General features: G+C 69.1%; 18 protein-coding genes. 12 read left to right on the plus strand and 6 right to left on the minus strand.

From position 1 onward, the window contains the following. Nucleotides 1-68 precede the first annotated feature (68 nt). From AC0IZS_RS09640 to AC0IZS_RS09660, 5 genes are read right to left on the minus strand one after another with little or no spacing between them, the layout of a single operon-like run. Nucleotides 69-1,349 (minus strand): TRAP transporter large permease subunit, encoded by a 1,281-nt coding sequence (locus AC0IZS_RS09640; RefSeq protein ID WP_471635438.1) that lies wholly within the window; start codon nucleotides 1,347-1,349, stop codon nucleotides 69-71. Between the two features lie 4 nt (nucleotides 1,350-1,353). Continuing rightward, nucleotides 1,354-1,860, minus strand: a complete 507-nt coding sequence (locus AC0IZS_RS09645; RefSeq protein WP_471635439.1) for a TRAP transporter small permease — start codon at nucleotides 1,858-1,860, stop codon at nucleotides 1,354-1,356. Between the two features lie 29 nt (nucleotides 1,861-1,889). Next, nucleotides 1,890-3,278, minus strand: a complete 1,389-nt coding sequence (locus AC0IZS_RS09650) for an FAD-binding oxidoreductase (protein WP_471635440.1) — start codon at nucleotides 3,276-3,278, stop codon at nucleotides 1,890-1,892. Between the two features lie 5 nt (nucleotides 3,279-3,283). Then, a complete protein-coding gene (locus AC0IZS_RS09655) occupies nucleotides 3,284-4,312 on the minus strand; it encodes a TRAP transporter substrate-binding protein (RefSeq protein ID WP_471635441.1) in 1,029 nt (342 codons plus the stop codon). A 23-nt stretch (nucleotides 4,313-4,335) separates the two neighbouring features. Then, nucleotides 4,336-5,235 (minus strand): fumarylacetoacetate hydrolase family protein, encoded by a 900-nt coding sequence (locus AC0IZS_RS09660; RefSeq protein ID WP_471635442.1) that lies wholly within the window; start codon nucleotides 5,233-5,235, stop codon nucleotides 4,336-4,338. Nucleotides 5,236-5,348: 113 nt separating this feature from the next. On the opposite strand from AC0IZS_RS09660, the gene AC0IZS_RS09665 reads away from it, so the two are divergent. Both AC0IZS_RS09665 and AC0IZS_RS09670 read left to right on the plus strand, forming a co-directional pair. Beyond that, on the plus strand, nucleotides 5,349-6,029 hold the full coding sequence (locus tag AC0IZS_RS09665; protein WP_471635443.1) for a GntR family transcriptional regulator: 681 nt from the start codon (nucleotides 5,349-5,351) through the stop codon (nucleotides 6,027-6,029). An 85-nt stretch (nucleotides 6,030-6,114) separates the two neighbouring features. Then, a complete protein-coding gene (locus tag AC0IZS_RS09670; RefSeq protein WP_471635444.1) occupies nucleotides 6,115-8,259 on the plus strand; it encodes a serine hydrolase in 2,145 nt (714 codons plus the stop codon). Between the two features lies 1 nt (nucleotide 8,260). On the opposite strand, the gene recQ is transcribed toward AC0IZS_RS09670, so the two are convergent. Next, on the minus strand, nucleotides 8,261-10,123 hold the full coding sequence (gene recQ / locus AC0IZS_RS09675; RefSeq protein WP_471635445.1) for a DNA helicase RecQ: 1,863 nt from the start codon (nucleotides 10,121-10,123) through the stop codon (nucleotides 8,261-8,263). A 283-nt stretch (nucleotides 10,124-10,406) separates the two neighbouring features. On the opposite strand from recQ, the gene AC0IZS_RS09680 reads away from it, so the two are divergent. From AC0IZS_RS09680 to AC0IZS_RS09725, 10 genes are all read left to right on the plus strand, one after another. Next, entirely contained in the window at nucleotides 10,407-11,378 is a 972-nt protein-coding gene (locus tag AC0IZS_RS09680; RefSeq protein ID WP_471635446.1) for a Bug family tripartite tricarboxylate transporter substrate binding protein, read from the plus strand. A gap of 20 nt (nucleotides 11,379-11,398) precedes the next feature. After that, nucleotides 11,399-12,643, plus strand: a complete 1,245-nt coding sequence (locus tag AC0IZS_RS09685) for a CaiB/BaiF CoA transferase family protein (protein ID WP_471635447.1) — start codon at nucleotides 11,399-11,401, stop codon at nucleotides 12,641-12,643. After that, a complete protein-coding gene (locus AC0IZS_RS09690) occupies nucleotides 12,640-13,068 on the plus strand; it encodes a cupin domain-containing protein (RefSeq protein ID WP_471635448.1) in 429 nt (142 codons plus the stop codon). The genes AC0IZS_RS09685 and AC0IZS_RS09690 overlap by 4 nt, the downstream gene beginning before the upstream one ends. Continuing rightward, nucleotides 13,065-14,228, plus strand: coding sequence for an acyl-CoA dehydrogenase family protein (locus tag AC0IZS_RS09695; protein ID WP_471635449.1), 1,164 nt, complete (start codon nucleotides 13,065-13,067; stop codon nucleotides 14,226-14,228). Before AC0IZS_RS09690 ends, AC0IZS_RS09695 begins: the two co-directional genes overlap by 4 nt. 29 nt (nucleotides 14,229-14,257) lie before the next feature. After that, on the plus strand, nucleotides 14,258-15,139 hold the full coding sequence (locus AC0IZS_RS09700; protein ID WP_471639492.1) for a LysR family transcriptional regulator: 882 nt from the start codon (nucleotides 14,258-14,260) through the stop codon (nucleotides 15,137-15,139). A 59-nt stretch (nucleotides 15,140-15,198) separates the two neighbouring features. Then, entirely contained in the window at nucleotides 15,199-16,263 is a 1,065-nt protein-coding gene (locus tag AC0IZS_RS09705; RefSeq protein ID WP_471635450.1) for a homocysteine S-methyltransferase family protein, read from the plus strand. Nucleotides 16,264-16,424: 161 nt separating this feature from the next. Then, a complete protein-coding gene (gene ttcA, locus AC0IZS_RS09710) occupies nucleotides 16,425-17,342 on the plus strand; it encodes a tRNA 2-thiocytidine(32) synthetase TtcA (RefSeq protein WP_471635451.1) in 918 nt (305 codons plus the stop codon). Nucleotides 17,343-17,372: 30 nt separating this feature from the next. Continuing rightward, complete coding sequence (trhP, locus tag AC0IZS_RS09715) at nucleotides 17,373-18,800, plus strand: prephenate-dependent tRNA uridine(34) hydroxylase TrhP (protein WP_471635452.1); 1,428 nt, start codon at nucleotides 17,373-17,375, stop codon at nucleotides 18,798-18,800. 181 nt (nucleotides 18,801-18,981) lie between these two features. Next, nucleotides 18,982-20,451, plus strand: a complete 1,470-nt coding sequence (locus AC0IZS_RS09720) for a methyl-accepting chemotaxis protein (RefSeq protein WP_471635453.1) — start codon at nucleotides 18,982-18,984, stop codon at nucleotides 20,449-20,451. Between the two features lie 102 nt (nucleotides 20,452-20,553). Then, nucleotides 20,554-21,645, plus strand: coding sequence for a hypothetical protein (locus AC0IZS_RS09725; protein WP_471635454.1), 1,092 nt, complete (start codon nucleotides 20,554-20,556; stop codon nucleotides 21,643-21,645). Nucleotides 21,646-21,649 lie beyond the last annotated feature (4 nt).

Here is a 21,649-nt window from a genome sequence, read left to right on the forward strand (position 1 = left end):
GCCGGGGGCCCTTTGTGCGATGGCGGCGCTGCCTTTTCAAGCACGCCATCGCCCTCCAGCAAGCGCCCTCAGCGCGTGAAGAAGCGCAGCGGCACCATCACCAGCTGCGGGAACAGCGTGAGCAGCAACAGCACCGCCGTCTGCGCCAGCAGGTAGGGCATGACGGCGCGGATCACCGGCTCCATGCGCTCGCGCGCCACCCCGCAGACGACGTTGAGCACGGTACCCACCGGCGGCGTGATCAGGCCGATGGCGTTGTTCATGATGAACAGCACGCCGAAGTACACCGGGTCGATGCCGGCCATGCGCACCACGGGCATCAGCACCGGCACCAGGATCAGGATGGTGGGCGCGAAGTCGAGCGCCGTGCCCACGGCGAAGATCAGCGCCATGATCACCAGCATCAGCAGCACCGGGCTGCCCACCAGGGGTTGCAGCATGTCGGCCACCACCATCGGGATGTTGGCGGCGGCGATGAGCCAGGCCGAGACCTGCGCCGCCGCGACCAGGAACATCACCACGGCAGACGTTTTGGCGCTGGCCAGCAGCAGCCCGTACAGCTGCGACCAGCGCAGTTCGCGGTACACCACGAAGCCGATGAACAGCGCATAGAACACGGCCACCACGGCGGCCTCGGTGGGGGTGAAATAGCCCGCCTTGAGCCCGCCCACGATGAGCAGCGGCAGCAGCAGCGCCCAGAAACCCGCCACGGTGGCCGAGATCCGCTGGCGCAGGGGCATGCGCTCGCCGCGCGGCATGTCGTCGCGGTGCGACTGGTAGGCCCAGGTGATCACCAGCGCCAGCGCCATCATCAGGCCGGGCACGATGCCGGCAATGAACAGCTGCGTGATGGAGATGTTGCCCACCACGCCGAGCATCACGAAGCCGATGGACGGCGGTATCACGGGCGCGATGATGCCGCCCGAGGCGATGAGCCCCGAGGCGCGCGGAATGTCGTAGCCGGCCTTGCGCATCATCGGGATCAGCAGCGCGGCGACGGCAGCCGTGTCGGCAATCGCCGAGCCCGACAGCGAGGCCATGACCACGCAGGCGAAGATGGCCACGTAGCCCAGGCCGCCCTTGAAGTGCCCCACCCAGGCGCCCGCCACATCGACGATGCGCCGCGAGATGCCGCCGGCATTCATGAGTTCGCCCGCCAGCACGAAGAAGGGGATGGCCATCAGCGGAAAGCTGTCGGCGCCCGAGAGCATGTTCTGCGCAATGATCTGCGCGTCGAACATGTCCATGTAGAACATCATGGCCATGCCGCAGGCCATGAGCGAGAAGGCGATGGGAACGCCCAGGGCCATGGCGGCCAGCAGCGAGAGCACGAAGACGGCGACGACCATGGTGTCAGGCCCCTTCTTCGCTCACGGCGACCAGCGCGCCGGGGCTCACCCGCCCACTCAGCAGTCGAACGATGTTCACCACCGTCATCACCCCGATGGAGGCTGCGCACAGGTAGGCCACCGAATACACCACGCCCAGGGAGATGCCGGTCACCAGGCCGGTGTTGGCCATGTTGAGCGCATGCTGGCGCAGCAGGCCCCACAGCAGCACCGCGCAGCAGGCCAGCGTGGTGCACTGCGCCAACAGCACCGCGATGAACAGGGCCTTGCCCGAGAGGCGGTGCACCAGCATGTCCATGCCCAGGTGGCCGCCCTCGCGCATGGCGAGGATCGCGCCCAGGAAGATCAGCCAGATGAACATGAAGCGCGAGAGCTCCTCGGAGATGTTGATGCCCGAGTCGAACAGGTGGCGCAGCACCACGTTGCCGAACACCATGACGCACATGGCGGCCAGGCACAGCACGACGACCCCCTCCAGTGCCTTGAAATACCAGTGGATGAGTTGCTTCATGGAATGTGGGAGGAAAGAGGAGGCCTGCGTCAGAACGCGAAGATCTTGCCGGGGTTCATGAGGTTGTGCGGGTCCATGGCGTGCTTGATCTGGCGCATCAGCGCCACCGGCGCGGCGCCCAGTTCGTCGAGCAGGAAGCCCTGCTTGTGCAGGCCCACGCCGTGCTCGCCGGTGCAGGTGCCGTCCATGGCCAGAGCGCGCCGCACCAGGCGCGCATTGAGCGCCTCGGCCTGCGCCACCTCAGCGTGGTCGTTCGCATCCACCAGCATCTGCACGTGGAAGTTGCCGTCGCCCACATGGCCGACGATGGGCGCGAGCATGCCCGACTGCTGCAGGTCCTGCGCGGTCTGGCCCACGCACTCGGCCAGGCGCGAGATCGGCACGCAGACATCGGTGACCACCGAGCGGCAGCCCGGGCGCAGCTGCAGCGCCGCGAAGTAGACGTTGTGCCGGGCTTCCCACAGGCGCGTGCGCTCCTCGGGGCTGCTGGCCCACTGGAACTGCGCGCCACCACCGTCCAGCGCCAGGGCCTGCACGGTGTCCACCTGCTCCTGCACTCCGGCCGCGCTGCCGTGGAACTCGAAGAACAGGTGGGGCTGCTCGGGCAGGCCGGTGCGGCTATGGCCGTTGAGCGCACGGATGGCTGTGGCGTCGACGAACTCGCAGCGCGCGATCGGCACGCCGAGCTGGATGGTCTGCACCACCACCTGCACGGCGGCATCGATGTCGGGGAAGGCGCACACGGCAGCCATCACGCTTTCGGGCAGCGGGTACAGGCGCACCGTGGCCTCGACCACCACGCCCAGCGTGCCTTCGGAGCCCACGAACAGGCGGGTGAGGTCGTAGCCTGCGGCCGACTTGCGCGCGCGCTGGCCGGTCTTCACCACCTCGCCGTCGGCTGTCACCACGGTGAGGTTGAGCACGTTCTCGCGCATGGTGCCGTAGCGCACGGCGTTGGTGCCGCTGGCGCGCGTGGCGCACATGCCGCCGATGGTGGCATCGGCCCCTGGGTCGATGGGAAAGAACAGGCCGGTGTCGCGCAGTTCCGCGTTAAGCGCCTTGCGGGTCACTCCCGGCTGCACCGTGGCGGTCTGGTCCTCGGGGTGGATGGCGACCACCTGGTCCATGGGCTGCAGGTTCAGCGTCAGCCCGCCGCGCGTGGCCAGGGTGTGGCCCTCGAGCGACGAGCCTGCGCCATAGGGCACCAGCGGCACGCGGTGGTCGCGGCACAGGCGCACGATGGCCACCACCTCCTCCTGCGTGCGTGCATGGGCCACGGCGTCGGGCGGCATGGCGGCAAAGATCGACTCGTCGCGCCCGTGGTGCTCGCGCACCGCCAGGCTGGTGGACAGGCGCGGGCCAAGGAGCTGGCCCAGCGCATCGAGGAAGGCGGGCGGAAGGGCCGTGGGGGCGGGCATGTCGCTCACTGCGGCTTGGCCGCGGCGCGCGCCTTGGCGATTTCGCTGCGCACCAGGGCCATGAACTCGGGACCGATCTTCTCCAGGTGCGGCGCAATCGCTGGTGGCACCTTGTCACGGATGGCCTGCAGGTCGGCCTCGGAGAACTGCGTCACCTGCACGCCCTTGTCCTTCATGCCCTGCAGCGCGGTGCCCGCCTCGGCGGCGGTGGCCTTGCGCTGGTAGGCCGTGGCGCTCTTAGCGGCGCTGGTCATCATCTGTTTCTCGTCGGCCGAGAGGCTGTCCCAGTACTTCTTGGACACGGCGAAGATCAGCGGCGAGTAGACGTGGCCCGAGAGCGTCATGTACTTCTGCACTTCGTAGAAGCGCTGGGTGTACATCAGCACGATGGGGTTCTCCTGGCCATCGAAGGCCCTGGTCTCCAGCGCCACGAACAGCTCGGACCAGGGCAGCGGCGAGGCGTTGGCGCCAATGGCCTTGAACGCATCGAGCGTGAGCGGGTTGGGCTGGGTGCGCAGCTTCAGGCCCTTGAGGTCGTCGAGCTTGTTGACCGGGCGGCGCGAGTTGGTGATGTGGCGAAAGCCGTTCTCCCACCAGCCCAGCACGTGGATGCCCACGCCAGCGAGCTTGGTGTTGAGGTGCTGGCCCACGGGGCCGTCGAACACCGCGTGGGCCTCGGCCTCGGTGTTGAACAGGAAGGGCACGTCCTGGAAGCCCAGTTCCTTGACCTGCCCGAGCAGCGCCAGCGCGCTGCCGGTGTAGAACTCCTGCACGCCGCCCTGCAGGGCGCCCAGCATCTGCGGGTCGGGGCCCAGGGCCTGGTTGGCAATCACGGTGATCTTCATCTTGCCGCCGGTGGCCTTGTCCATGTCGGCGGCGAACTGCTTGGCCGCCAGACCGGCCGGGTGGTTGTCGGCCAGACCGTGGCCGAAGCGGGCGGTGCGGGGCTTGGCGTCCTGGGCCTGAACGCCGAGGGCGGCCAGGGCGGCGAGGGTGCCGATGAGGGCGGTGCGCAGCAATCGGTTCAATGGCATGGCAGTCTCCTGGGGGTTGGGCGTTAGGCGGTGGCGGGCTCGAAGGGGCGGGGCGCCGTGGCGGCCACGGCGTGCACGGGGTTGCGCAGCAGGCCGATGCGCTCGATCTGCACCTCGCAGACGTCGCCCGGCCTCATGTACAGGCGGGGCTCGCGGGCGTGGCCGATGCCTGCCGGGGTGCCCGCCACGATCAGGTCGCCCGCTTCGAGCGTGATGGCCTCGCTGATGGTGACGATCAGCGATTCGATGTCGAACACCATGTCATCGGTATTGGCCGACTGCACGGTCTGGCCGTTCAGGCGGGTCTCCAGCAGCAGGCCGCGCGCGCCGGGGGGCAGCTCGTCGGCGGTCACCAGGCAGGGGCCGAAGGCGCCGGTGCCGTCGAAGTTCTTGCCCATGGTCCATTGCGGCGTCTTGAACTGGTACTCGCGCACGCTGGCGTCGTTGAAGACCGAATAGCCCAGCACGTGGGCGAGGGCATCCTTGCGCGCGATGCGGCTGCCGCCGGTGCCGATGACCGCGACCAGCTCGCCTTCGAAATCCAGCGAATCCGACAGCGGCGAGTGCAGCAGCGGTGCGCCGTGCGCGATCACGCTGGAATTGAAGCGCGCGAACAGCGTGGGGTAGGCGGGCTGCACGAAGCCGCTTTCGGCCGTGTGGTCGCGGTAGTTCAGGCCCACGCAGATGATCTTGGCCGGCCGGGCCACGGGCGCCAGCAGCTGCACGGCAGCCAGGTCCACGGCGCCCTGGCGGGCCATGGTGGCGGCTGCGGCGTCCAGCGCCGCACGCCCCTGGCGCAGCAGGTCGTCCACATCGCCGGGGTAGGCGCCATGGCCTTCGGTCGTGCCATGCCATGCACCGGTGGCCGGTTGGTAAACAGCCCAGCCGCTGTGGCCGGCCGACTGGAAGCGAAGCAATTTCATCGGGTCTCCTGGTGGGCGATCGAAGGACGGGGTCCGGATCGCATAGATATATATTTGATCGAATAATCTATTATTCGTGTGTTGGTAGATTCCCGGATAAAATCTGGATTGCCATGTTGACCACCTTCCCCAAGCGCACCCAGGCTGAGACAGCGTGCGACCTGATCCGTGCCGAAATCCTCGACGGCCGCCTGCCGCCGGGCGCCAAGCTGAACATCAAGGCCATCGAAGAGCGGCTGGAGCTGAGCCTGGGCGCCGTGCGCGAGGCGCTGTCGCGCCTGGGGGCCGAGGGCATGGTGGTGGGCGAGTCGCACCGCGGCTACCGCGTGAGCCCGGTGAGCAAGGACGAGCTGCTGGACCTGACCCGTGCCCGGGTGGAAATGGAGTCCCTGTGCCTGGGCCAGGCCATGGACCATGGCGAGGTGGAGTGGGAGACGCGCATCGTCGCGGCCGCCCACCGCATGGAACGCCTGCAGTCCCTGCCCTCGGAGGCCGAGGCCCGCTCCACCTCCGCCTGGAACGACGCGCATGGCGAGTTCCACGAGGCCCTGGTCAGCGCCTGCCCGAACCAGTGGCTGCTGCGCATGCGCCACATGCTTTACCGGCAGAGCGAACGCTACCGCCGCCTCTCGGTGCCGCTGAGCACCGACCACCGCGACGTGCGCGGCGAGCACCGCCAGATCATGGAAGCGGCCTTGGCGCGCGACAAGGCCCGGGCCTTCGCGGCCATCGACACCCACCTGTTTGCCACCGCGCAGATCATCCTGCGCTCGCCGCTGCTGCAAGAAGCCTGATGGGCCCGCGGGTGCGGTAGCCCTCGGGATCACACAGTGTTACCAGCCACTCGGGAGCGCGGTGTACCGTTGCAGTTTTGCGGAGGTGCCCGCCATCGCCCGTCTTCTGCCGGCTTTTTTCCTTGCGCTGACCCTGTCCGCGGGCTCAGTGCATGCCCAGGGCGCACCGTCGCCGCGCCCCGCCTGGCCGGAGCTGCTGCAAGCCGAACTGGTCCAGGTGGCGGCGCAGAACACGGCGGGCATCGGCGTCTACGTGCGCGACCTGGAGACGGGCATTGCCGTGTCGCACCGCGGAATGGAGCGCTGGTACCTGGCCTCCACCGTCAAGGTGCCTGTGGCGCTGGCGGTACTGCAGGCCGTGGAGCGCGGGGACTTCACCCTCGATACCAAACTGCGCGTGCGCGCCTCGGACTACGTGGACGGTGCCGGCCAGACCAACTCCAAACCCGTGGGCACCGCATTGAGCATCCGCTACCTGCTCGAGCAGATGCTCATCTACAGCGACAACATGGCCAGCGACATGCTCATCGGGCTGGTCGGCATCCGTGCCGTGAACGCCCTGGTCGAGCAGCTCGTGCCCAGGGGCTTCGAGCGCATCACCAGCCTGGCCGACGTGCGCCGGCATGCGTACGGCCAGCTCACGCCGCAGGCATCGCACCTGTCGGGCCACGATTTCCTGGTGATCAAGCAGCAGCGCAGCGATGCGCAGCGCATGCAGGTGCTCGCGCGCCTGCTGCACGTGCCGGCCTCGTCCTTCCTGCTGCCCGGCGTGGGCGAGGCCTTCGAGGCCTACTATGCGGGCGGGCTGAACTCGGGCCGGCTCGATGCCTATGCCGACCTGCTGGAGCTGCTGGTCAACGGCAAGGTCGTCAACGCCGAGCACACCCGCTACCTGCTGTCGGTGATGGAGCGGGTGCAGACGGGGGTCCACCGCGTGCAGGCCGGCCTGCCCAAGGCGGCGCGCTTTGCGCACAAGACCGGCACGCAAAGGGCGCGCACCTGCGACTCCGGATTGGTCACTGTCCCACGTCTGGGCCGGGACCGGCGCGTTATCGTGGTCGCCTGTACGCGCGGAGAGCTGTCCAGCGCGCGTTCAGACCGTGCCCTGCGCGACGTGGGGGCGGCCCTGTGCAACTCTGGCCTGCTGACCGACGGAAGAACCCATGACCCAGAGTGCCCCCCGTTGCGCGCGTGGTGCACCGCGCTGATCCTGGCGAGCGCTAGCCTGGCGGCGCAAGGCGCTGCCTGGAGCGACGCGCTGCGCCAGCAGATCGAGAAGATCGACCAGGCCACTCCCGGGCAGCTCGGGGTCTACGTCAAGCGGCTGGACAACGGCGAAGTGCTGTCCTACCAGGCCGAGCGGCCCTGGTACCTGGGCTCCTCGGCCAAGCTGCCTGTGGCGATTGCCGTGCTGCAGGAGGTCGAACAGGGCCGGACCCACCTGGCGCAGCAGGTCACGCTGCAGGACACGGACAAGGTCGACGGCTCGGGCAACGTGGTCTGGAACAAGGCCGGCACCCGTTACCGGGTGGACGCATTGCTCAAGCGCATGCTCATGGAGAGCGACAACACTGCGGCCAACATGCTGATGCGCAGCATCGGCGACGACACGCTCAACCGCCGCGCGCGCGACCTGCTCGGTGCCAGGGGATTCGAGCGCATCACCGATTTCACCCAGGTGCGCTACGACGTGTATGCCGAGCTGCACCCCGACGCGCGCAAGATGGCCAACATGGACCTGGTGCGCCTGGCGGCTGCGCCCATGGGCGACAAGCGCGTGGAGACGCTCGCGCGCACCATCGGCGTGGACAAGGCGGATCTGCGTGTGAAGACCATGGACGAGGCCTACAAGCGCTACTACGCGCGCGGACTCAATTCCGCGCCGCTCACGTCCTATGGCGGCATGCTGGAGAAGCTGGTCACCGGCCAACTGCTCTCCCCCGCGCACCAGCAGCGCCTGTTCACCGACCTCAAGTACGCCACCTACGATGCCTACCGGCTCGAAGCCGGCCTGCCGCGCAGCGAGCGCTTCATCCACAAGACGGGCACCCAGCTGCACCGCGCCTGTCACATGGGCGTGGTCAACCCGCAGGACGGCGGCCGTGCCGCCATCGTGGTGGCCACCTGCGCCGAGGATCTGGACGAGCATGGCGAGGCGGGCAAGGCCTTCGAGCAGATCGGCCGGGCCCTCACGCAGACCTTCTTTCCGGGCAAGAAGCCCGGCAGGTAAGTTACTGCCCGCTGACGCGCAGCACCTCGCTGCCATAGGCTTCGAGCTTCTTGGCACCCATGCCGCTGATGCCCTGCAGGTCCTCCAGCGTGGCGGGGTTGCGTTCGGCGATGGCCGCCAGGGTGGCGTCGTGGAAGATCACGTAGGCCGGCAGGTTGTGCTCCTTGGCCACCTCGGCGCGCCAGGCCTTGAGGTTGATGAAGCGCACCTGTGCATCGGGCCCCAGGTTGGCGGCGGCCGCCGGCGGCGCGCTGCCCTTGCGGGTGCGCTTGGCCGGCGCGGCCGAGACGGATTCGCGCAGCTGCACCGGCACCTCGCCCTTGAGCACGGCGCGCGAGCCTTCGGTCAGGCACAGGGTGTCGAAGCTGTGGCCGCTGTCGAGCATGACCTTCTGCAGCCCCAGGGCGCCGGTGGCGATCAGCTGGCGTAGCACCCCGCGCAGCTGGGGCTCCGACAGGTCGGCCCCGATGCCGAAGGTGGAGATATTCTCGTGCCCGAACTGCACGACCTTCTCGGTCTTCTTGCCACGCAGGATGTCCATGATGTGGCCCGCGCCAAAACCGATGCGGCTGACCTGCTGCACCCGGTAGATGGTGGACAGCAGCTTGCGCGCTGCGTCGGTCGCATCCCAGATGGCCGGGGGGGTAAGGCAGTTGTCGCAGTTGCCGCAGGGCGTGGATTCTTCGCCGAAATAGGCCAGCAGGCGCACGCGGCGGCAATCGGTGGCCTCGGCCAGGGCCAGCAGCGCGTCGAGCTTGCCGCGCAGCGCCTGCTTGAACTCCTCGCCCGCGGGGCTCTCGTCGATCATGCGGCGCTGGTTCACCACGTCGTTCAGGCCGTAGGCCATCCAGGCATCGGCGTTCAGGCCGTCGCGGCCGGCGCGGCCGGTCTCCTGGTAGTAGCCCTCGATGTTCTTGGGCATGTCCACGTGCGCCACGAAGCGCACGTCAGGCTTGTCGATGCCCATGCCGAAGGCGATGGTGGCCACCATCACAATGCCCTCCTCGCGCAGGAAGCGGTCCTGGTTCTTCTGGCGCACCTTGGTGTCGAGGCCTGCGTGGTAGGGCAGGGCGGTGAGGCCCGCGTCGCACAGGGTCGAGGCCAGTTCCTCCACGCGCTTGCGCGACTGGCAGTACACCACCCCGGCCTCGCCCGCATGCTCGCGCTCGATGAAGCGCAGCAACTGCGTGGTGGCGTCCTTCTTTTCCTCGATGCGGTAGCGGATGTTGGGCCGGTCGAAGCTGCTGATGAACAGCCGCGCATCCTCGAGCTGCAGGCGCTCGATGATGTCGGCGCGGGTCAGGTCATCGGCCGTGGCCGTCAGGGCGATGCGCGGCACGCCGGCATAGCGTTCGTGCAGCACCGTGAGGGCACGGTACTCGGGGCGGAAGTCGTGGCCCCACTGGCTCACGCAATGCGCCTCGTCGATGGCAAAGAGCGACAGATGCCCTTCGTTGTACAGGCTGTCGAGCAGGCCCAGGAAGCGCGGGGTGTTCAGCCGCTCGGGCGCCGCATACAGCAGGGTGATGGCACCAGTCTGCAGGCGAAATTCCACGTCCTGCGCTTCGTCGAAGCTCAGCGTGGAGTTCAGGAAGGCCGCGTCCACCCCTGCCTCGTGCAGGGCGCCCACCTGGTCGTGCATCAGCGCGATCAGGGGTGAGATGACGATGGTCACCCCGCGCCCCTGCTGCTGGCGCACGATGGCCGGCACCTGGTAGCACAGCGACTTGCCGCCGCCCGTGGGCATCAGCACCAGCGCATCGCTGCCGCCGATCACATGCTCGACGATGTCCTGCTGCGGGCCCCGGAACTGCTCGTAGCCAAAGACGTCGTGCAGGACGGTGTGGGCGGGTGACGGACTCAATGACTCTCCTTTTGATAGCTGCCGCAGCGCATGGCAAAAGGGCGGCAGCCTGGTAGGGTGGGTGTTCAACAGCGCCGGCGCGCGCATCTGCGGCGGCGGGCAAAGGCGCCTATTGTGCGCTGTGCAGGCGCCCGGCTCCGGCCAACCCGGCGCCGCAGTCAACGATTCGCAATGCGAATGGATCGGTCCGATTATCCAATTGGACGCAAATGGCTGCCCCGGACAAGATGCGATCCAGCCCCGGCACAAGGGGTGTCCGTACACCCATCCAGGAGACAACCACATGCATCACATCCTCCGGGCCGCGCTCACGGCCTGCGCCGTGGCGGCGGCCAGCCTGCCGGCATGGGCGCAGCAAGCCGCGTACCCCAGCGCTCCCATCACCCTGGTGGTGCCGTTCGCGGCCGGCAGCGGCACCGATTCGGTGGCCCGCACCGTGGGCCAGAAGCTCGCCGAACGGCTCAAACAGCCGGTGCTGGTGGACAACAAGCCCGGTGCCAATGCCCAGGTGGCCGCGCAAATCGCCGCCAAGGCCAGGCCCGATGGCTACACGCTGTTCATGACCACCAACACCTCGCATTCGGCGAACCCGGCGCTGTACACGGCCCTCAAGTACGACCCGATCAAGGACTTCACGCCCGTGGCGCGCGTGGGCGAGCTGCCGTTCGCGCTGGCCGTGCATCCCTCGGTGCCCGCCAGGACCCTGGGCGAGCTGATCGCCTACGCGCGCGCCAACCCCGGCAAGCTCAGCTACGCGACGCCCAACAGCACCTCGCTGGTGGCGATGGAAAGCATCAAGCACATCGCCGGCATCGACCTGCTGAGCGTGCCCTACAAGTCGAGCCCCCAGGCCATGACCGACCTGGTGGGCGGGCAGGTGCAGGTCTACGTGGCCGACCTGGGCTCGGGCATGGCCATGCTCAAGAGCGACAAGGTGCGCACCCTGGGCATCACCACGGCCCAGGCCTCGCCCCTGCTGCCGGGCGTGCCGCCCATCGGCCAGACCGCCAAGGGCTTCGATCTGACCTCCTGGAACGGCATCTTCGGCCCGGCCGGCATGCCGCCGGCCGTGGTGAACCGCCTGAACACCGAGCTGCAGGCCGTGCTGGCCGACAAGGACACGCAGGACAGGCTGGCGCTGATCGGCTTCCAGGTCTGGCCGAGCAAGACCCCCGAGGAGTTCGCCAGCTACGTGGCCGACCAGCTCAACCACTGGCGCGCCCTGATCCGCCAGGCCGGCATCAAGCCTGAATGAGCAGGCCGCAAGGAACCCCCATGCAGAACACCCTGGCCCCGCAGGCAGCAGGTCCGCTCGCCGGCGTGCGCGTGCTCGACCTCACCAGCGTCATCATGGGCCCGTTCGCCACGCAGATCCTGGCGCAGCTCGGTGCCGAGGTCATCAAGGTGGAGACGCCCGAGGGCGACAACATGCGCCACGTGGGCCCCATGGCCAACCCGGGCATGGGCCACATCTTCCTGCACGCCAACGGCGGCAAGCGCAGCATCGTGCTCGACCTCAAGCACCCCGAGGGGCGCGAGGCCGCCCTGCGCCTCGCCGAGGGCTGCGACGTACTGATAAGCAACGTGCGGCCGCAGGCGCTGGCACGGCTGGGGCTCGACGCCGCCGCGGTGGCTGCCAGAAACCCCCGGCTTATCCACGTGAGCTGCTGCGGCTTCGACCAGGAAGGGCCCGACGCCGCGCGTCCCGCCTACGACGACCTGATCCAGGGCGCCACGGGCATCCCCTGGCTCATGCAGCAGTACGGCGCGCCCGAGCCCGCTTATGCGCCTACCACCCTGTCGGACCGCGTGACCGGCCTGCACGCGGTGTACTCCGTGACGGCGGCGCTCTACGCCCGCGAGAAGACCGGCCAGGGCCAGGCCATCGTGGTACCGATGTTCGAGGCCATGGCCCAGTTCGTCCTGGGCGACCACATGGCCGGGCTCAGCTTCGATCCGCCGCGTGGCGATGCCGGCTATGCGCGGCTGCTCACCGCCCACCGCAAGCCCTACGCCACGGCCGACGGCATGCTCTGCGTGCTGATCTACAACGACAAGCACTGGCGCAGCTTCTTCGCCGCCATTGGCGAGACCGAGGGCCTGGGCCAGGACCCGCGCTTTGCCACCCATGGCGCGCGCGCCGCGCACATCGACGCGGTGTACGCCGAGGTCGCGCGCATCCTGCGCGGCCGCAGCACCGCCGAATGGCGCGCCCTGCTCGACGCGGCCGATGTGCCCCACATGCCCATGAACTCGCCGGCCGACTTGCTGGCCAACGCGCAGCTGCGCGCCACCGGCTTCCTGCACGACAGCCTGCACCCCAGCGAAGGCCCGCTGCACACCATGGCCCACCCCACGCGCTGGTCTGGCACGCCGCCGGCGTGGCAACTGGCACCTGCCCCGCGCCTGGGCGAACACACGCGCGCCTTGCTGGCCGAGGCCGGCTATGCCCCCACCGACATCGATGCCCTGCTGGCACAGGGCGCCTGCCACCTGCCCGCCGGAGACAACACCGCATGACTACCAGCACCACCACCCACCGGCCTCGCTACCTGGTGCGCGCCGCCGAGGTGCCCGCCTACCAGCCGGCCAACCACCAGCACACGCACAACCAGCGCCTGATCGGCCCCGAGACCGTGGGTGCCCGGCAGATGGAGGTGCTGTTGGGCACGCTGCACGCCGGCGGCGGTGCGCTGCCGCATGCCCACCCGGGCATCGAGCAGGCCTGCTACCTGCTGGAAGGCACGGCCCGCGCCGAGGTGGCGGGCGAGGTGTTCGACCTGCTGCCGGGCGACATGTGCTTCTTCCCGGCCGACATGGAGCACGTCTTCACCGTGACCAGCGCGGCTCCGGTGAAGCTGCTCGTCATCTACAGCCCGCCCTACCTCGAATCGCCCGAGCGGGTGATTCGTCCTTCCGCACCTTGCACCCCTGCACCTGTATGAATTTCGCCCAGTCCCCCGAGCACGGGCAGATCCGCGATGCCATCGAGCGCGTCTGCGCCCCCTTCGATGCCGACTACTGGCTGCGCAAGGACCGCGACGGCGGCTTTCCCGAGGACTTCCACCGCGCGCTGGCCGATGCCGGCTGGCTCGGCATCGCCATGCCCGAGGAATACGGCGGCGCGGGCCTGGGCATCAGCGAGGCGGCGCTGATGATGCACACCATTGCTGCCACCGGCGCGGGCCTGTCGGGCGCCTCGGCCGTGCACATGAACATCTTCGGTCTGCACCCGGTGGTGGTCTTCGGTACCGAGGCGCAGAAGGCGCGCTGGCTGCCGCCGCTGATCGCGGGGCGCGACCGTGCCTGCTTCGGCGTGACCGAGCCCAACAGCGGGCTGAACACCCTGAAGCTCACCACCCGCGCCGTGCGCCACGGCGGCCACTATGTGGTGCATGGCCAGAAGGTCTGGATCAGCACCGCCCAGGTGGCCAACAAGATCCTGCTGCTGGCGCGCACCACGCCGGTGGAGGAATGCTCGGGCACCGAGGGCCTGAGCCTGTTCTACACCGACCTGGACCGCAGCACGGTCGAGGTGCGCGAGATCGACAAGCTCGGGCGCAAGTGCGTGGATTCCAACCAGGTCTTCATCGACGGCCTGCGCATTCCCGTGGAAGACCGGGTGGGCGAGGAGGGCCAGGGCTTTCGCTACATCCTGCACGGCCTGAACCCCGAACGCATCCTGATCGCCAGCGAGGCCGTGGGCCTGGGCCGTGCCGCGCTGGCGCGCGCCGCCGGCTATGCCAACGAGCGCGAGGTGTTCGGCCGCCCCATCGGCCAGAACCAGGGCATACAGCACCCGCTGGCCCTGTCGTGGATGGAGCTCGAGGCCGCGCACCTCATGGTGCAGAAAGCCGCCTGGCTTTACGACCAGCACCTGCCCTGCGCGGCCGAGGCCAACAGCGCCAAGTACCTGGCGGCCGAGGCCTGCTACCACGCCTGCGAGCGCGCCATCTTCACCCATGGCGGCATGGGCTACGCCAAGGAATACCACGTGGAGCGCTACCTGCGCGAATCGTGGATACCGCGCCTGGCGCCCGTGAGCCCGCAGCTCATCCTGTGCTTTATCGCTGAGAAGGTGCTCGGGTTGCCCAAGTCGTACTGAGGCGCGGCATGCGCTGGCATGATGCGCGCATGAAGCTGTACCTGCTGCGCTACTTTGCCGTGCTGGCCGAAGAGCTGCACTTCGGCCGCGCGGCCGAGCGACTGGCCATTACCCAGCCGCCGCTCAGCTCGGGCATCAAGGCGCTGGAGGACGAGTTGGGCGTGAAGCTGTTCGAGCGCAGTAGCAAGCATGTGGCGCTCACCCCCGCAGGGCATGCCTACCTGGCCGAGGTGCGCGTGGTGCTCGACCGCGTGGCGCGCGCGGGCGAGACGGCGCGCGCCGTGGCGGCGGGCCTGCGCGGGCGGTTAGACATCGGCTTCACCGGCTCCATGGTCTACCGCGACATGCCGGCCATCGTGCGCGCCTTCGGCGAGCGGGCGCCAGGCATTGAGGTGCAGCTGCGCGAGATGTCCACCGGCGAGCAGCTGGAGGCGCTGCTGCACCGCCAGTTGCACGCTGGCTTCATCAACAGCAGCGTGGTGCCCGAGCCGCTGGCCAGCCTGCCGCTGGCCGAGGACCACTTCGTCTGCTGCCTGCCCCAGGACCATGCCCTGGCACAGGCGGCGGCCCTGGACCTGCAGGCGCTGGCGACCGAGACCTTCGTGATGTTCTCGCGCGACGTGGCGCCCGCCAACCACGACAACGTGATCGCCCTGTTCCACCGCGCCGGCATCCACCCCCATACGCGCCATGCCGCACGCCAGTGGCTCACGGTGGTGGCGCTGGTCGCCCTGGGCATGGGCGTGGCCCTGGTGCCGGCCGCCATGGCGCTGGCAGGGGCCCAGGGCGTGCGCTTCGTGCCCATTGCAGGCCTGCACCACCCCACGGTGGGGGTGCTGGCCTGGCACCGGGACGCAGTGAGCCCGGCGCTGCGCAGCTTTCTGGACGTGGCCGCCGCCGGCCCTGCCTGATGGCGGGGCAACCTGGCCCCGTTCCAGCGCAGGCAGGCCGCGCTTTCTACAATAGCGGGATGCAAGCCCTCCACTACACCCGCGCCCGGGAACTGCCCGACATCCTCGCCCAACGCATCGCCATCCTCGATGGCGCCATGGGCACCATGATCCAGCGCTTCAAGCTGGGCGAGGCGCAGTACCGGGGCGAGGGCTACACCGGCCCCGGCAACGCGGGCGACCGGTTCAAGGACTTTGCCTACGACGTCAAGGGCAACAACGAGCTGCTGAGCCTGACCCGGCCTGACGTGATCAGCGACATCCACGAGCGCTACCTGGCCGCCGGCGCCGACCTGATCGAGACCAACACCTTCGGCGCGACCACCATCGCGCAGGAGGACTACCACATGGCCGAGCTGGCGCGCGAGATGAACTCGAAGTCCGCGCAACTGGCCCGCGCCGCCTGCGACAAGTACAGCACGCCCGACAAGCCGCGCTTCGTGGCCGGCGCCCTGGGCCCCACGCCCAAGACGGCCAGCATCAGCCCCGACGTGAACGACCCTGGCGCGCGCAACATCGACTTCGAGCAGCTGCGCGCTGCCTACTACGAGCAGACCCAGGCGCTGGTCGAGGGCGGCAGCGATGTACTGCTGGTCGAGACCATCTTCGACACCCTGAACGCCAAGGCCGCGCTGTTCGCCATCGACGAGTACTTCGAGCACAGCGGCCAGCGCCTGCCGCTGATCATCAGCGGCACGGTGACGGATGCTTCGGGCCGCATCCTCTCGGGCCAGACCGTGACGGCCTTCTGGAACAGCGTGCGCCACGCGCGCCCTCTGGCCATCGGTCTGAACTGCGCCCTGGGCGCCACGCTGATGCGCCCCTACATCCAGGAGCTCAACCGCGTGGCGGGCGATACCTTCATCAGCTGCTACCCGAACGCCGGCCTGCCCAACCCCATGAGCGACACCGGCTTCGACGAGACGCCCGAGGTCACGAGCCGGCTGGTGCACGAGTTCGCGGCCGAGGGGCTGGTGAACATCGTCGGCGGCTGCTGCGGCACCACGCCGGACCACATCGGCGCGATTGCGCGCGCGGTGGAGGCAGTGCCGGCGCGCCGCATGTTCTACGCCGCCGAGGCCTGATTCCGCGGGCCAGCGGGCCGATTTGTACGAAAATCGACCCATGCGATGGGTGTGCCATCGCCTTGTGCTATACAAAAGATAGCAATTTGAGCTGCAGACTATGGTGCGGCCGGGCAGGCTTGCCCGGCGCATGCCGGCTGCCGCCTTGATTTTCCTGCCCCATGCTGACCGACGCCCCCACCTTGCTCCCCGACACCGTACCACCCGTCCCCGTGGCGGGCGGTACCGACCGCGAGGCCGTCAAGCTCGAAAAGCGCTTGGTGCGCCAGGTGAGCCAGGCGATCGCCGACTTCGGCCTGATCGCCGATGGCGACAAGGTCATGGTCTGTGTCTCGGGCGGCAAGGACAGCTACGGCATGCTGGACGTGCTGCGCATGCTGCAGCAGCGCAACGGCAACCGTTTCGAGCTCATCGCGGTCAACCTCGACCAGAAGCAGCCGGGCTTTCCGGCCCAGGTGCTGCCCGACTACCTGGCGGGGCTGGGCGTGCCCTTCCACGTCGAGACGCGCGACACCTACAGCGTGGTCAAGCAGCACGTGCCCGAGGGCAAGACCATGTGCAGCCTGTGCAGCCGCCTGCGCCGGGGCATCCTCTACCGCGTGGCCGACGAGCTGGGTTGCACCAAGATCGCGCTGGGCCACCACCGCGACGACATGCTGCAGACCTTCTTCCTGAACATGTTCTTCGGCGGCAAGCTCAAGGGCATGCCGCCCAAGGTGCAGAGCGACCGGGGCGACCACCTCGTCATCCGCCCACTGGCCTACGTGGCCGAGGACGACCTCACGCGCTGGGCGGCGCTGCGCGCCTTCCCCATCATCCCCTGCACCCTGTGCGGCAGCCAGGAGAACCTGCAGCGCAAGCAGATCGGGCAGATGCTGCGCGACTGGCAGCAGCTGTACCCGGGTCGCATCGAGAACATGGCCGTGGCGCTGCGCAACCTGGTGCCCTCGCACTTCATGGACCCGCGCCAGTTCGACTTCCAGGGCCTGGTGGCCAACGGCGTGGCCGACGCCGATGGCGACAAGGCCTTCGATGGCGAGCAATTCCCGCAGGCCATCGCCATGCCGGTGCCGCGCTGAGCAACCCAACCCCTGACTGGATGGCCCCCGATGACCGCCCTCAAAGCCCCTGAACTGCTGCTGCCCGCCGGCTCGCTCGACAAGATGCGCGCGGCCTACGACTTCGGCGCCGACGCCGTGTACGCGGGCCAACCGCGCTACTCGCTGCGCGCGCGCAACAACGAGTTCCGCCTGGAGCAGATCCGGCAGGGCATCGCCGAGGCCCATGCGCGCGGCAAGAAGTTCTTCGTGACCAGCAACCTGATCGCACACAACGACAAGATCCGCACTTACCTGCGCGACATCGAGCCCGTGATCGACATGAAGCCCGACGCGCTCATCATGGCCGACGCCGGCCTGATCATGATGGTCAAGGACAAGTGGCCCGAGGTGCCGGTACACCTCTCGGTGCAGGCCAACACCACCAACTGGGCGGCCGTGAAGTTCTGGCAGAAGATGGGGGTGGAGCGCGTCATCCTCTCGCGTGAGCTGAGCCTGGACGAGATCGCCCAGATCCGCCAGGAATGCCCCGACATGGAGATCGAGGTCTTCGTGCACGGCGCGCTGTGCATCGCCTATTCGGGCCGCTGCCTGCTCAGCGGCTACTTCAACCGCCGCGACCCGAACCAGGGCACCTGCACCAACGCCTGCCGCTGGGGCTACGCCACGCACGGCGCCGACGTGGACCCGACGACCGGCGAGGCCGTGGCACAGAAGATGGAGGCCGGCTTCGACTTCGCCGCTGCCCAGCAGGAGGCCGAGCAGTCGTTTTCCACCTGCGGCGACGGCGTGCGCCACCCTGCTGCCGACCAGGTCTACCTGCTCGAAGACATCGGCCGGCCCGGCCAGCTCATGCCCATCATGGAGGACGAGCACGGCACCTACATCCTCAACAGCAAGGACCTGCGCGCCGTGGAGCATGTGGCGAGGCTGGCGCAGATCGGTGTCGACTCGCTCAAGATCGAAGGCCGCACCAAGAGCCTGTACTACGTGGCCCGCACCGCCCAGGTCTACCGCCGCGCCATCGACGACGCCGTGGCCGGCCGGCCATTCAACCCCGAACTGCTGGTCGAGCTCGAAGGCCTGTCCAACCGCGGCTACACGGGCGGCCTGCTCGAGCGCCGCCCCAGCCAGGACTACCAGAACTACCTCAGCGGTCATTCGGCCACCCAGCGCAGCCAGTTCGCGGGCGAGGTGCTGGGTGCCGACGGCCAGGAGGCTGTGGGCCTGGTCGGCGACTGGGTGCAGGTGGAAACCAAGAACCACTTCGCCGTGGGCGACCTGCTGGAGGTGGTGCACCCCAGCGGAAACATCGAGCTGCGGCTCGAGCGCATGCACGACGTGCACGGCCAGCCCGTGGCCGTGGCCCAGGGCAACCCGGTGCGCGTGTGGATCCCGCTGCCCGCGCGCTACGCCGGGGCGCTGCTGGCGCGCGTGGTGGCGGCGGTCTCCCAGCCCGCGCCCGAGCCGGTCGCCTGACGCTGGCGATTCAATCGTTGACGCGTGGCATGAATGCCTTGACCATGGTCAAGACCTGTTGATGCCCCTCACCGCCCGCCAGGGCGGTGGTTTCGACTGCGGGCGATCAATGGCTGGCTGGGTGGGCTCGCGCAGCGGCGGGCACACCTTTCCTTCTCCGGGCCCCTACAGGAGCAGAGACATGGTCGATTCATCGGCGGTTCAACGGACGGGTGACGGGGTGCATGACGCGCTGCAGCGCATAGGCCGGCGTGCCGACCTGATCGTGCTGGGCATCGTGGCCCTGGGCTTCGTGGTGGCGCTGTGGGTGGGTTCCCTCCACGGCCGGCCCGGCACGGCGGCGGCCTGGGGCGCCCTGCTCACGGGGCTGGGGGCCGTGGCCTACTGGCTGGCGCCGGGCACGCTGCTGTCGCGCCTGGCCATCGTGTTCAGCGGCATGGGCATGGTGGCGCTGCACCTGCAGCTGAGCCTGGGCCAGCCCGAGTTCCATTTCGGTGTCTTCGTCTTCCTGGCCTTTCTGCTGGCCTACCGCGACTGGCGGCCACTGCTGTTCGCGGCGCTGGTGATCGCCGTACACCATGTGGCCTTTGACCGGCTGCAGCTGGCGGGGCTACCGCTGTACTGCCTGAGCGAGCCGGACTTTGCGCGCATCCTGGTGCATGCGGCCTTCGTGGTCGTGCAGGCCACGGTGGAGGTGCTGATCGCTCTGCGCATGCGCGCCGATGCCATCGAGTCGGCCGAGCTGCAGCAGCTGTGCAGGCCGCAGGCCGACGGGCAGCTCTCGCTCGACGTGCGCGGCGTGGCGGTCACCAGCCCCACGGCCGTCGCGCTGCGCGATGCCCTGCTGCGCCTGAACAACGCGGTGGCCGATGTACACCTGGCGGCCGAAAGCATGTCGAGCGCCTCCGGCGACATCGCACTGGGCAACCACGACCTGAGCCAGCGTACCGAACGCACGGCCGCCCATTTGCAGGAAGCGGCCGCCTCCATGGAGCAATTGGGCGGCATGGTCCACCAGAGCGTGCAGGAGGCCGCGGCCGCGCGCGACCTGGCCACCGAGGCCTCCGAGATGGCCGAGCGCTGCGGCGGTGTGGTGTCTCAGGTGGTGTCCACCATGCAGGGCATTCAGGCCAGCTCCAAGCGCATTGCCGACATCCTGGGCGTGATCGATGGCATCGCCTTCCAGACCAACATCCTGGCGCTCAACGCGGCCGTGGAGGCGGCCCGTGCGGGCGAGCAGGGCCTCGGCTTCGCCGTAGTGGCCAGTGAGGTGCGGGCGCTGGCCAGCCGCAGCGCGGGTGCCGCGCGCGAGGTACGCACGCTGATTGCCGAATCGCTGCAGCAGGCCGACCGCGGGGCCAGCCTGGTCGTCGATGCCGGGCGCAGCATGCAGGAGGTGGTCGGCCATGCGCGCGACGTGTCGCAGCGGGTGGGCACCATCAGCACGGCCGTCGAGGGCCAGTCGGGAGATCTGCACAAGGTCAACACCTCGGTCAGCGAACTCGACCAGATGACCCAGCAGAACGCGGCCCTGGTGGAGCAGTCGGCTGCCGCGGCCACCAGCCTCAAGCAGCAGGCTGCGCGGCTGCTGCAGGTCGTGGACGGATTTCAGTTCGGCGCCAGTGCTGCAGCATTGCCTTCGCCGCGCTAGCCGCGACGGTGGCGGGCAGGGTGTCCCTGCGGCACCGCGCTGGTCATGGGGAGCGATTGCCGCCAGAATCGGGCCAGTTTCCCACGATCCTGCACGACCGGTATGTCCATCCAAGTGGATCCTCCCCGCAACCCTGTGCCCCCTGTGGCGCAGGTGTTGGCCGAGGCCGCCCTGCAGCGGCAGAACATGCTGCTGGGCACCGGGCAAAAAGCCCCTGTGCCGCCGGCCGCCGACGGCAGCAGTCCCGCAGTGCCGGGGGTTCCTCCAGGCGCGGTGCCGCCACCGCTTCCGACCGGTGCGCCCGTGCCCGCAGCCACCGAGCGGGTGAGCATTTCGCCCGAAGCCCGGCAACGCCTGGAAGGCACAGGCGATGCCGCAGGGGATGCGCAAACCAACCGTGCAGCGCAAAGCCCGGCTTTGGCGGGTGCACCGGCGCTGCCTGCATCGCCTGCCGCACCTGGCGTGCGGGCGCCCGCTGCGGCCACGGCCCCTGTTCTGCCCGCAGCGGTCTGGCCGACCAGCGGTGTCAGCGCCCCGGTTCGCAGCCTGGTGGCGGCCCTGGTGCAGCAGCTCACCGCCCCCATGCCGCAGCCCCAGCGCGTGGCGGGCATCCAGCCCTGGCCGGCGGACCTGGTACGCCAGGTGCAGGGCGACGGCGGCGGGGCTGAGGGTCTGGAGGCTGCACTGCCCCCGCTGCAGACCTGGCGCGTGGCCCAGGGCACGGTGCAGACGGCCGACGGGCCGCGCAGCTTTGCACTCACCCTGCGCGTGCCGGTGCCCTGGCTGGCCAGCCAGCCACCGGCGACTGCGGTACCCGCCGCCCCTTTGCAGGCCCCATTCACCGGTAACCCTCAGGCCCTGCAGTCCGGCGTGTTCGCGCTGGTGCTTGAAGGGCCCGACACCGCAGCCCAGCGTACCAGCGCCCTGCTGGTGCTGGACATGGCGCCGCAGCAGGGCGCGGCCGTGTATGGCCGCGAACAGATGCTGGCACGCATGGATCCCTGGACGCAGATGGCCGTGCTGCAGGCCAGCGGTCACCGGCCCACCGAAGAGGCGCGTGAGCGCGACCGGCCGTTGTGCGAGGTCTCTGGCTGCCCCTACGCGGGGCGCTCCCCCTGCGCGCAGCCGTTCTGCCTGGCCCTGCGCTGGGTGGAGCCCGTCGTCCCGGTGCTGCCAGCGGGTCCCCAGCCCTGAGCCG

This window comes from Acidovorax sp. AC410 (assembly GCF_979253235.1).